Source organism: Pseudomonas sp. T8, from assembly GCF_024610635.1.
Classification (GTDB): domain Bacteria; phylum Pseudomonadota; class Gammaproteobacteria; order Pseudomonadales; family Pseudomonadaceae; genus Aquipseudomonas; species Aquipseudomonas chlororaphis_I.
In genome coordinates this window covers 6,510,992-6,524,273 of the sequence record NZ_CP102374.1, presented here as the reverse complement: position 1 = coordinate 6,524,273, position 13,282 = coordinate 6,510,992, and the positions used below count along the sequence as shown (strand labels likewise).

The window sequence follows — 13,282 nt, the reverse complement described above, 5'->3', positions numbered from 1 at the left end:
CCTGGACCGTTACCGGTCCAGGCCTGGGGCTCGCCCTCAGTTCAAGCAGGTCAGCAAGTGCTTTCTGAAACTTGCCAGCAAGATCTCGCTGTTCACCATCTCCTCATGGCGGGAGCCCGTCTTCAGCGACGCCACTGGCCGTCCGCCCAGCACCTCCCGGCCCATGACCTGTTCCAGGGCCTGGATGGCCTGGTCGGAATAATCGCCGGACCACCACAGATGAGGCGCGACCTGCAACGGACGATAGGCATAGGCCGCGGACAAGGCGCTCAAGTCATTGAACACGGCGCTGACCAACGACGCATCGAACTCCGCCTTGAACAACCCCAGCACCCGCTCCAGCTCGCCGGGCTCCAGGGCGATATTGCGCGACACCCAGCCATGGATGCTCGGCCCGTTCAGCTCGGCCTCCTGCCTCAACCGCTGCCCGATCAGCTCGGCGCTGGCCGGGAACAGCAGGCAAAGCTTGTCGACAATCGCCCGCCACTCGGACTCGGCCGTCACCGTGACCGGCACTGCCTGTTCCTCGACCCTGTCCTCCACCGCCGCCTGGGGCGGTGTCGGGTCGAGCAGCCCGAGGAAGCGCACTGTCTCTCCCACTGCCTCCAGCTCGCTGGCCACATCCATGGCAATCGACCCGCCCAGGGACCAACCGGCCAGGTAGTAAGGCCCCGCCGGCTGCACCTGGCGGATGCTGGCCACATAACGCTGGACCATGGCCTGCCAGGAGACTTCGCTCCAGTCGGCCTGCAGATAGGACTGATGCAGCACGCCATACACCGCGCAACAATCGCGCAGTCGCGCCGCCAGCGGCAGGTAGCCATACACGCTGCCCCCCGCCGGGTGGAAGCAGAACAGCGGCTGGCCGGAGCCTCCCAGGGCGATGACGTTGTCCGCCACAGCGGCCTGGCCGGCGTCGACGACGACCAGCAGTTGCCCGACAGTCGGCGCGCTGAACAGCGCATTGATGCTCAGCTGCAACCCCAGCGCCTGGTTGAGGGCGCCGATCAGGCGCAACGCATCCAGGGAGTGGCCACCCAGTTCGAAGAAATTGTCGTCCAGTCCCACCTGCTCGATACCCAGGACCTCGGCCCAGATCGCCGCGACCTGTTGCTCCAATTCGCTTTGCGGCGCGACATAGGCCTGCTGCAACAAGCTGGCGTCGGCCTTGGGCAGGGCCTTGCGGTCCAGCTTGCCGTTGGGGCTCAGCGGCAGCGCCTCGAGGAACAGCAGGTGCGCTGGCAGCATGTAGTCCGGCAGCACTGCCTTGAGCGCCGCTTTCAACTGCTCGCGCAACCGGGCCTGGTCGTCCTGGCTGTCTGCGCTCACACCCTGGGCGGCGACCAGATAGGCCACCAACTGCGGACCACCGGCCGCGTCCTGGGCCAGCACCACCGCTTCACGCACTTGCGGCTGTTCCAGCAGACGGGCTTCGATCTCGCCCATCTCGATCCGGAAACCGCGGATCTTCACCTGATGGTCGATGCGTCCGGCGTAGTCGATCACACCGTTGGCGTTATAACGCGCCAGGTCGCCGGAACGGTACAGGCGCCCGCCGTCCTGGCTGAACGGGTCGGGGATGAAACGCTCCGCCGTCAGGCCTGGGCGATCATGGTAACCCCGGGCCAGCAGCTCGCCGCCGATCATCAGCTCACCAACGACGCCGTTCAGCGGCAGGTTGCCGCTGTTGTCCAGCAGGTAGATGGAACGCCCGGGCAACGCCTTGCCCAACGGGATCACCGCGGGCAACGGCTCGGCACCGCTCAGGTAAGCCTCGCAATCATGGGCGGTGGCACTGACGGTGGTTTCGGTCGGGCCATAGGTGTTGAGCAGGCAAGCGTCCGTCAACCCGGCCTGTTTCCAGGCGGCCACGCCTTCGGCCGGCATGGCCTCGCCGCCCAGGTTGAGCTGGCGCAGGCGCCCGAAGTCCCGCGGCCCCTTGGCCGCGAAATCCTTGCCGAGCATGAACCAGTAGGCGGTACTCAAGTCGACGATGCTGATGCCCTGCCCGATCAACTCGCGGTAGAAGGTCTCGCTGTCCCACAACGCCTTGCCGCGGATCACCACCGAGGCGCCGCAGATCAGCGCCGGGTACAGCTGCTCGACGAAGGCGTCGAAGTTGAAGGTGGAGAATTGCAGCCCGCGGTCCTCGGCGGTCATCTTGAAATAATCCCGCGCAGCCCGCGCATGCTGGCTCAGGGCGTTATGCGTGATGCTGACGCCCTTGGGCCGGCCGGTGGAACCGGAGGTGTACATCACATACGCCAGGTTCTCCGGGTTGCTGCGTTGAACCGGATTGCCCCGGTCAGCGCCGGCCAGCCATTCATGGTCCTGGTCCAGGCACAGGTGCGGCACTTCCACGCCTGCGCGCAGACGTTCGAGCAACGGCGCCTGGGTCAGCAGTAACTGGATGCCGCTGTCCTGCATCATGTAGTGCAGGCGGTCCTGCGGGTATTCAGGGTCCAGCGGTACGTAGGCGCCCCCGGCCTTGAGCACCGCCAGCAGGCCGACAATCATGTCCAGCCCGCGCTCCACGGCGATGCCGACCCGGACATCCGGGCCAATGCCCAGCTCGATCAGCTTGTGGGCCAACTGGTTGGCGCGCTGGTTGAGCTGGCCGTAGCTCAGCTGCCGGTCGCCACACAGCAGCGCCACGGCATCCGGGGTGCGCCGGGCCTGGGCCTCGATCAACTGGTGGACGTTCAAGTCACGGCCCACTTGAGTGAGCGCGCGACGCGACTCCAGTTCGCTGGCCGCCCGTTGCCCGTCACTGAGCAGGGACATCTCGCCCAGGCACTGCCGGGCATTGCCGAGCATGGCCAACAGTAGATGCCGCAACCCGGCGGCCAACTGCTCGATCGCTGCGGCGCTGAAGTGCTGCAAGGAATAGCTGTAGTCGAACGACAAGCGTTCAGCGACGAACACCGACAGGGTCAGCGGGTAGTTGGTCTGTTCATGATTGCCCACCGCACCGAATTGCAGCTGCGCCGGCGAGCCTTTTTCCAGGGCCTCGGACACCGGGTAGTTCTCGAACACCAGGATGTTGTCGAACAGCGCTTCGCCACCCAGGCCGGCCCAGCGCTGCACGTCATACAGCGGCGTGTGTTCGAAGTCGCGCAAGGCCAGGTTGCGTGCCTGCACCACCTGCAGCCACTCGCCCAACGACTGCTCCGGACGCGGCGCGGCCACCACCGGCAGGGTGTTGATAAACAGGCCGATCTGCTGCTCCACGCCCTTCAACTCGGCGGGACGTCCGGACACCGTGGCGCCGAACACCACCGTGTCCTGCCCGGTGCAGCGTTGCAGCAACAGCAGCCAGGCGGCTTGCACCAGGGTGTTAACCGTGACCTTCTGCTGGCGGGCGAACTCGCTCAAGCCTTGGGTCTGCTGCTCGTCCAGGGTGCAGGAATGGCTGGCATGGCCGCGCTCCTCCAGCGCCTGGGCGCCCGGAGCAATAGCCTGGGCCAGGCGCGTCGGTTCATCCAGGCCCAGCAGTTGCTGCTTCCAGAAGTCCTCGCTGACCTGGGCGTCCTGGCGTTGCAGCCAGGCGATGTAGTCGCGATAGCGCCCGGTCAGGTGCGCGGGCAGCTGGCCGGCATAACGTTGCAGCACTTCGCCGAGCAGCTGCGAATTGCTCCAGCCATCCATCAGGATGTGATGGTTGGTGTAGATCAGGTGATAACGCTGCTCGGTCGTGCGCACCAGGGTCAGGCGCAGCAACAGCGCCGTCGCCAGGTCGAAGCCACGCTGGCGCTCGGTCGCCGCCAGGGTGTCCAACGCCTCTTGCAACTGCGCCTGCCCGCGCCAGTCATGCTCGGCGCACTCCAGGCCGACCTGCTTGTACACCACCTGGATCGGCGCCGGCAGTTCGCCCTGCCAGAGGAAACCGCTGCGCAGGATGTCATGGCGCTCGACAGTCGCCTGCCAGGCCTGGCGGAAACGCTTGGGGTCGAGCCCGTCCACGTCCACCCGCAACTGGTTGATGTAGTCGCCGCCCTGCTGCTCGTACAGGGTATGGAACAACATGCCCTGCTGCATCGGCGACAGCGGGTAGAGGTCCTCGATCTGCGCCAGCGGCACGGGCAAGCGATCCAGTTGCTGCTGGTTCAGGCGTGCCAACGGGAAGTCCGACGGCGTGACACCACGATGCTGCGGCTGGCTGCAATGCTCGATCAGCGCCTTGAGTTCCTCGGCGTAGTCATCCGCCAGGCGCTGGATGGTCGCCGGCTCGAACATCGCCTGGCTGAAGCTCCAGCCCAGGCTCAGCTCGCCGCCATAAACCTGGCCGTTGAGAGTCAGCCAGTTACCCAGGGGGGCCTGCGGGCTCTGGTCTTCGCCCTTGGCTTCACCGGCCGGCATGAACAACGCCTGCTCTTCATCGAAGCTGGCGTCGAACTGGCCCAGGTAGTTGAAGGTGATGCGCGGCACGGCCAGGGCCGCCAAAGTCTGCTGGGCAGCCTCGTCTCCCAGGTAACGCAGGGCGCCAAAACCGATGCCCTTGTTCGGCACTGCGCGCAGCTGTTCCTTGATCTGCTTGATCGAGTCGGCCAGGGCCGCCTGCGGCGTGAGCTTGACCGGGAACACGCTGGTGAACCAACCCACAGTGCGGCTCAAGTCGAGGTTGTCGAACAGTTCTTCACGGCCATGGCCTTCCAGTTGCACCAGGGCGCTGTCGCTACCGGTCCAGCGGGTGATGACCCGGGCCAGCGCGGTCAACAGCAGATCGTTGATCTGCGTGCGGTAGGCCGCCGGGGCATCCTGCAGCAGGCGCTGGGTATCGCGTTTGCTCAGTCGGGTGTCGACGCTGCACGCGTGCTGGTTCTGCAGCCCGTCGCTCGCGTGATCCCAGGGCAGGTTCGAGTCGACGCCTTGCAGCTGGGCCTGCCAGTAAGCCAGTTCCTGTTGCAGGGCTGTGCTGCGGGCATACGCCTGCAACTGCCCGGCCCAGGCCTGGGTCGAACTGGACTTGGCCGGCAACGACTGGTTGCCCAGCAACACCTGCAAGTCTTCCAGGAGGATCCGCCAGGACACCCCGTCCACCACCAGGTGATGGAAGATCAGCAACAAGCGCTGACTCTGGTCAGCCAGGGTAAAGAGCACGCCACGCAGCAGCGGGCCGTCCTGCAGGCTCAGGCTGCGCTGGGCGCGTTCACTGCATTGCTGCAACTCCTGATCGTTGGCCACGCTGGCCTGCCACAGCAGTTGCGCCTGCTCGTCGAACTCGGAAAACGCTGCGCTCCAGCCCCCCTCGCCCTCGACAAAACGCAGGCGCAGGGCGTCATGCTGCACCGTCAGCGCCTGCAAGGCCGTTTCCAGAACATCCGCTTGCAGCGGCTGGGCCGGCTTGAGCAGCACCGACTGGTTCCAGTGCTGGCGCTCCGGCACCGGGGTGTCGAAGAACCATTGCTGGATCGGCAGCAGTGCGGTCGCGCCGCGCACCGGGCCCTGGTCGATCTGCAACCCGCCCTCGCCCTGCTCCGCCACCGTGGCCAGTCCCTGCACCGTCTGGTGCTGGAACAGGTCTTTCGGAGTGAAACGGATACCGGCTTGCCGCGCACGGCTGACCACCTGGATCGAGATGATCGAATCGCCGCCCAGCTCGAAGAAGTTATCGGTCACACCGACCTGCTCCAGCTTCAGCACATCGGCCCAGATTGCCGCGATCTGCTGTTCCAGTGGGTTCTGCGGCGCGACATAGGTCTGCTGCATCAGTTGCGCATCGACCTTCGGCAGCGACTTGCGGTCCAGCTTGCCATTCGGCGTCAGCGGCAAAGCCTCCAGGAACAACAAATAGGTCGGCACCATGTAGTCCGGCAGGTTTTCCCGCAGTCGGGCCTTGATGCTTTCCCGCAGTTGCGCCTGACGTTCATTGCTCGAAGTAACCTGCGCGTCCACCGGTACGATGTAGCCCACCAGCTGCTGGCCGCTTGGCCCGGGCTGGGCGATCACCGCCACTTCCAGTACCGGCTCCTGTTCCAGCAAGCGCGCTTCGATTTCGCCCAGTTCGATACGGAAACCCCGCACCTTCACTTGATGGTCGACACGCCCCACATACTCCACCAAACCGTCGGTGCGATAACGAGTCAGGTCGCCGCTGCGGTACAGCCGCGCACCGCTGGTGCTGTAAGGGTCGGGAATAAAACGCTCGGCCGTCAGGCCCGGACGATCCAGGTAACCCCGGGCCACGCCCAGACCGCCCAGGTACAGCTCGCCCGCCACACCCACCGGCAGCAGATTGAGGTTGGCATCGGCCACATAAGCGCTGCGGTTACCGACGATATTGCCGATCGGTGCATAAGCCGCATCGCACGGATCGCCAGCCTTGGCCTTCCAGATCAGCGGGGTGACCACGGTTTCGGTCGGGCCATAACCGTTGAAAATGTACTTCGGCCGTAGCACCCGCCAGGCCAAGTCATAACTGGCCTGCGGCACCGCGTCACCGCCGAAGCAATACACCCGCACCGCCGGCGGATTGCCGTCGCGTTCGGCGTGCACCGCCAGCTGTTGCAGGTACACCGGCGGGAACACACCGACGGTGACGCCATAACGGTGCATCTGCTCGTAGGTGTATTCCGGCGACCACAGGCTGTCATCGCGGATCAGCACGCTGGCACCGTAGATCAGCGGGTGCATCCAGCCCTCATGGGAACCGTCGAAAGCGAAGGACATAAAGTGCAGCTCGCAATCGGCCGGGCTCATTTCATAACGCTCGCCGGTGGCCAGGCTGTGCATGGCCAGCGGGCCATGGGACACCGCCACACCCTTGGGCAGGCCGGTGGAGCCGGAGGTGTAGATCACGTAGGCGAGGTTTTCCTCGGCCAGGGTCACCTCCGGGCTGATCGTCGGGTACGCCGCGAAATCAGCCGCGCCTTCGACGCTGAGGGTCGGCAACCCGTCCGGGATCGGCAAACGATCCAGCAAATGGCTCTGGGTCAACAACAGCCAGGCACCACTGTCTTGCATCATGTAGCGCAGGCGGTCCTGGGGATATTCGATATCCAGCGGTACATAGACCCCGCCGGCCTTGAGCACGGCCAGGAAGGCCACCATGATCTCCGCGCAACGCGGCATGGCAATGGCCACCCGGACTTCCGGACCGACTCCCAGCTCGATCAGCTTGTGCGCCAGCTGGTTGGCCTGGATGTCCAGCTCGCGATAGCTCAGGCGCTGCTCGGCGAAGAACACCGCCGGCGCCTCTGGCGCCCTGGCCGCCTGGTCGGCGAACAGTTGGTGGACAAAGCGGTTGGTGGGGTAAACCACCTGGGTGTGATCCCAGTCCTGGCGGATGCCGCGCTGCTCTTCCAGGGTCAACAACGGCAACTCGCCCAGGCCGGTCTGCGGATGCGCCATCAGGCTCAGCAACAGGCTCTGCAAATGCCCGCCCAACTGCAGCATCGAAGCCTCGGAGAACGACTCGCGGGCGTAGATCAATTCGAACGACAGGCTCTGGCCCAGATTGACCGCGACCGTCAGCGGGTAGTTGGTCTGCTCGTGGTTGCCCACCGCGCCGAACTGCAGCTGTGCCGGCGCGCCCTTTTCCAGGGCCTCGGACACCGGGTAGTTCTCGAACACCAGGATGTTGTCGAACAGCGCATCGCCACCCAGGCCGGCCCAACGCTGCACTTCGTACAGCGGCGTGTATTCATAGTCGCGCAGCGCCAGGTTGCGGCTCTGCACCGCCTGCAGCCATTGGCTCACGGTCATGTCCGGACGTGGCGTGGCCACCACCGGCAAGGTGTTGATAAACAGGCCCACTTGCTGCTCGATGCCCTTGAGCTCCGCCGGGCGCCCCGCCACCGTGGCGCCGAACACCACGCTTTCCTGGCCGGTGCAACGCTGCAGCAACAGCAGCCAGGCCGCCTGCACCAGGGTATTGATCGTGACCTTCTGCTGACGGGCGAACTCGCCCAGGCGCGCGGTCTGCGCCAGGTCCAGCTCACGCTGATGCTTGCCATGGCCGGCGCCGGCGGGAATCTCCGCAACCCGGGACAGGGCCTGGGTCAGGCGGGTCGGTTCGTCCAGCGCCTGCAATTGTTCTTTCCAGAAGTTCTCGCAGGCCTGGGCATCCTGGCGTTGCAGCCAACCGATGTAATCCCGGTAGCGGCCTGACGCATGGTTCGGCAACTGACCGGCATAACGCTGCAGCACTTCGCCGAGCAACTGCGAGTTGCTCCAGCCGTCCATCAGGATGTGATGGTTGGTGTAGATCAGGTGATGCCGCTGGTCGTCGAGACGCACCAGGGTCAGGCGCAGCAACGGCACCGCATCCAGCTCGAAGCCACGCTGGCGCTCGGCGGCGGCCAGGCTGTCCAGGGCTTCCTGCTGCTGCGGCTGGCCACGCCAGTCATGCTCGCTGCAATCCAGGGCGATGTGCTTGTGCACCACCTGCAGCGGGGTCGACACCTCGCCCTGCCAGATAAAGCCGGTGCGCAGGATATCGTGCCGATCGATGGCCGCCTGCCAGGCCTGCTGGAAGCGCAGCGGGTCGAGCCCGTCCACGTCCACTCGCAGCTGGTTGATGTAGTCGCCCGCGGCCTGTTCATACAGGGTGTGGAACAGCATGCCCTGCTGCATCGGCGACAGCGGGTAGAGGTCTTCGACCTCGGCCAGCGCCACCGGCAGGCGGTCCAGCTGCTGCTGGTCCAGACCGGCCAGCGGGAAGTCCGAAGGCGTCGCGCCGCCCTGGCCCGGCTCGCAGCAATGCGCCACCAGGGCCTTGAGTTCCGCGGCATAGTCATCCGCCAGGCGCTGGATAGTCGCGGCGTCGAACATCTGTGTGCTGAAGGTCCAGCTCAGGCTCAGCTCACCGCCATAGACCTGGCCATCCAGGCTCAGCCAGTTGCTCAGCGGGGCCAGCGGGCTCTGGTCGTCGCCCTTGGCTTCACCGGTCGGCTTGAACAGGGAATCCTGCTCGTCGAAGCTGCCGTCGAACTGGCCCAGGTAGTTGAAGGTGATACGCGGCACGGCCAGGGCCGCGAGGGTTTCCTGGGCATTGGCATCCCCCAGGTAACGCAGGGCACCAAAGCCGATGCCCTTGTTCGGCACCGCGCGCAGCTGTTCCTTGATCTGCTTGATCGAGTCGGCCAGGGCCGCCCGGGGCGTCAGCTTGACCGGGAACATGCTGGTGAACCAACCTACTGTGCGGGTCAGGTCGAGGTTATCGAACAGGTCTTCGCGACCATGGCCTTCCAGTTGCACCAGGGCGCTGGCCTCGCCGGTCCAGCGGGTGATGACCCGGGCCAGAGCGGTGAGCAGCAGGTCGTTGATCTGCGTGCGATAGGCCGCCGGAGCGTCCTGCAACAGGCGCTGGGTATGGGTCTTGTCCAGGCGCGAGCTCAGGCTGCTGGCGTGCTGGTTCTGCAACGGCGTCACGGGGTGATCCAGCGGCAGGCTCGACTCCACGCCTTGCAACTGGGCCTGCCAGTAGTCCAGTTCCATTTGCAGCGCCGCGCCTTGGGCATAGGCCTGCATATGCTCGGCCCAGGCCTGGGTCGAGCTGGTCTTGGCCGGCAATGCCAGGGGCTGGCCGGCGCTCAGCTGCGCATGGGCCAGTTGCAGGTCCTCCAGCAGGATCCGCCAGGACACGCCATCCACCACCAGGTGGTGGATCACCAGCAACAGGCGCTGGCTGCCGTCCGCCAGGCTGAACAGCACGGCCCGCAACAGCGGTCCGTCCTGCAGGTTCAGGCTGCGCTGGGCCGCGATCGCCGATTGTTCCATGGCCTGGGCGTTATCCACCGCGACCTGCCAAAGCAGGCTCGGCCGCTGGCCGGCATCGGCGAACCGGGCGGACCAGCCATCGGCCTGCTGGCTGAACTGCAAGCGCAGGGCGTCATGCTGCACCCACAGCGCCTGCAAGGCGTTTTCCACGACTTCGGCGCGCAACGGCTGGGCCGGCTTGAGCAGTACCGACTGGTTCCAGTGATGACGCTCGCTCATCGGCGATTCGAAGAACCACTGCTGCACCGGCAACAGCGCGGTCGCGCCACGCACCGGGCCCTGGTCGATCTGCACCCCGCCCTCGCCCTGCCCGGCCACCGCCGCCAGGCCTTGCACCGTCTGGTACTGGAACAGGTCCCGGGGAGTAAAGCGGATGCCGGCCTGGCGGGCGCGGCTGACCACCTGGATCGAGATGATCGAGTCGCCGCCCAGCTCGAAGAAGTTGTCGGTGACGCCCACCTGTTCCAGCTTCAGCACATCGGCCCAGATCGCCGCGATCTGCTGTTCCAACTCGTTCTGCGGCGCGACATAGACCTGTTGCAACTGCTGCGCGTCGACCTTGGGCAAGGCCTTGCGGTCCAGCTTGCCGTTCGGCGTCAGCGGCAGCGCCTCGAGGAACAGCAGGTAGGCCGGCACCATATAGTCCGGCAGATGTTCTTTCAGGGCCGTCTTGATGTTTTCGCGCAAGGCCACTTGCGCGTCACCGGCAACCGCCGCCTCGGCATCGCTCGGCACGATATAGGCCACCAGTTGCTGGCCGTTGTCGCCGTCCTGGGCCAGGACAAAGGCTTCGCGCACCGCGGCCTGCTGCACCAGCCGCGCTTCGATTTCACCCAGCTCGATACGGAAGCCGCGGACCTTCACCTGATGGTCGATACGGCCGATGTACTCGATCACCCCGTCGGCGCGGTAGCGGGTCAGGTCGCCAGTGCGGTACAGGCGGCCACCGTCGCTGGAAAACGGATTGGGCACGAACTTCTCGGCGGTCAGCCCTGGACGCGCCAGGTAACCGCGGGTGACCCCGGCGCCGGCCAGGTACAACTCGCCGGCGCTGCTCACCGGCACCGGCTGCAAATCCGGGCTCAAGATATAGCTCTGGGTATTGCTGATGGCGCGACCGATATTGGCCTGGCCACCCGCTTCGCGGCGGGTGTAGGTGGAATAGGTGGTGTCTTCCGAAGGACCGTAGAGGTCGTAGACATGCACCAGCCCCGGCTGCTGGTACAGGGTATCCACCAGCGCCTGCTTCAGTGGTTCCCCCGCCAGGTTGATGATCCGCACACCGGGCGGAATCTGCCCGCTGCGCTGCAACGCGGCAATCGCCGACGGCACAGTGTTGATCAGCCGCACCCGGTCGCGGTCCGCCAGCTCCGGCAACTCCAGGGCATTGCGCGCCAGGACGATAAAACCGCCGCTGGACAGGGTGACGAACAGCTCCCACACCGACAGGTCGAAGCAGATCGAGGTCGAGGCCAGCACCCCTTGCAGGTCATCGGCGCTGTACACCCGGCTCGACCAGTCGATCAGCGCCAGCACGTTGCGATGGGCAATCGCCACGCCCTTGGGCAAGCCGGTGGAACCCGAGGTGTAGATCACATAGGCCAGGTTGTCCGCGGTCGCTCGCGGCGCCGGATTCTCCGGCGAATAGCCGTCCAGCCAGCCCGGTTGCGCATCCAGTTGCAGGGTTTGCAGGGACTCCACCGCCGGCAGCAGCGACAACAGCGCGCTCTCGGTCAGCAGGATCTGCGCCTGGCTGTCGCGCAGCATATGGGCCAGACGATCCTGTGGATAATCCGGGTCCAGCGGCACATAGGCGCCACCGGCCTTGAGTACCGCCAGCAGGGCCACGACCATTTCCGGGGTGCGTTGCATGGCCACGCCGACCCGCACTTCCGGCCCGACACCGAGCTCGATCAGCTTGTGCGCCAGGCGGTTGGCCCGGGCATTGAGGTCCAGGTAATTCAGGCTTTGCCCGGCAAACAGCAGGGCCTTGGCTTCAGGGGTTTTCCGCGCCTGCACTTCCACCAGCTGATGCACACAATGCTCGCTCGGGAACTCGACCGACGCCGGGGCCCATTCGTGCAGCAGCTTGTTCTGCTCGGAGGCCGCCAGCAGCGGCAAGTCCCCCAGGCGCTGCCGGGGTTGCTGGACAATGCCCTGCAGCAACTGCACCCAGGACTGGGCCAGGCGCTCGATGGTCGAGGGCTCGAACAGGTCGGTGGCGTAGGTCAGCGATGCCCAGAGACCGTCTTCGGATTCGAAGGTGTCCAGGGTCAGGTCGAACTGCGCGGCGCGTCCCTGCCAGCTCAGGGTTTCGATACTGAGATCGTCCAGGCGCTGGCTGTGCGCGCCCTTCTTGACCGCGGTCTGATGGTTGAACATCACCTGGAACAGCGGACTGTGGCTCAGGCTGCGCTCGGGACGCAGGGCCTCCACCAGTTGCTCGAAGGGCAGGTCCTGATGGGACTGCGCCATCAAGGCGGTCTGCTTGACCTGTTGCAGGAAATCAATGAAGCCCAGCTGACCATCGACCTCGGCCTTGAACACCTGGGTGTTGACGAAGAAGCCGATCAGGCGCTCGGTCTCGACCCGGTTGCGGTTGGCGGTGGGCACCCCGACGCGGATATCGGCCTGGCCGCTGTAGCGGTGCAGCAGCACCTGGAACGAGGCCAGCAACAGCATGAACAGGGTCGCCCCTTCGCGCTGCGCCAGTTGCTTGAGGGCGACCCGCAGCTCGTCCCCCAGCGGGATGTCGAACAGCGCGCCGCGATAGCTCTGGATCGCCGGGCGCGCATGGTCCAGGGGCAGCATCAGCAGCGGCTGCTCCCCGCCCAGTTGCTGCAACCAGTAACCCAGCTGCCGCTCACGCTCGCCAGCGTCCATCCACTGCCGTTGCCAGTTGGCATAGTCGGCGTATTGGATCGGCAGGTCCGGCAGGCTGACCCTGCGTCCCTGGCGGTAGCCGGCGTAGAGCTGGATCAACTCGTCGACCATCACCCCCATCGACCAGCCATCGGAGACGATATGGTGCTGGGTCAGCACCAGCACATGTTCGTCCGCCGCCACTCGCAACAGGCTGGCCCGCAGCAGCGGACCGCTGCGCAGGTCGAAGGGAGGCTGGCGCTTGCTGTCGGTCAGGGCATTGAGCTGCTCCTCATAGGACAGGCCGCCGGCTTGCAGATCGATGACCTCGATGTGCAGCGGCGCCGGTGGATGAACCACCTGCACCGCAATGCCGTCTTCTTCGCAAAAGGTAGTACGCAGGGTTTCATGCCGGGCAATCAGGCTATCGAACCCATGGCGCAGCGCGTCGAGGTCCAGCTCTCCGGTCAGGCGCAACGCCGTGGTGATGTGGTAGGCGCTGCTGTCGGGCTCCAGTTGCCAGAGGAACCACTGGCTTTCCTGGGTATAGGAGAGAACCGGCGCCTCATCGGCGCCGCGGCTGCAGATAGGAGCGATACCAAAAAGGTTGATGCCCTTTTCTTTAAGCAAAATCGCCAGGGCTTTTCTTTCTTTGGCAGAAAGCGTGCCTACCGAGTCGATTAAAGCTTGCATGTACTAC

At 65.4% G+C, this 13,282-nt stretch carries 1 protein-coding gene; it reads right to left on the bottom strand.

Features of this window, described 5'->3' with window-relative positions; genetic code table 11:
* Positions 1-36: 36 nt before the first annotated feature.
* Positions 37-13,275, bottom strand: a complete 13,239-nt coding sequence (locus tag NRG23_RS29660; protein WP_257373146.1) for a non-ribosomal peptide synthase/polyketide synthase — start codon at positions 13,273-13,275, stop codon at positions 37-39.
* Positions 13,276-13,282 lie beyond the last annotated feature (7 nt).

Bases quoted from the DNA above. Each gene is read 5' to 3' on its own strand.
- NRG23_RS29660 (WP_257373146.1), bottom strand. From the start codon at position 13,275: ATGCAAGCTTTAATCGACTCGGTAGGCACGCTTTCTGCCAAAGAAAGA.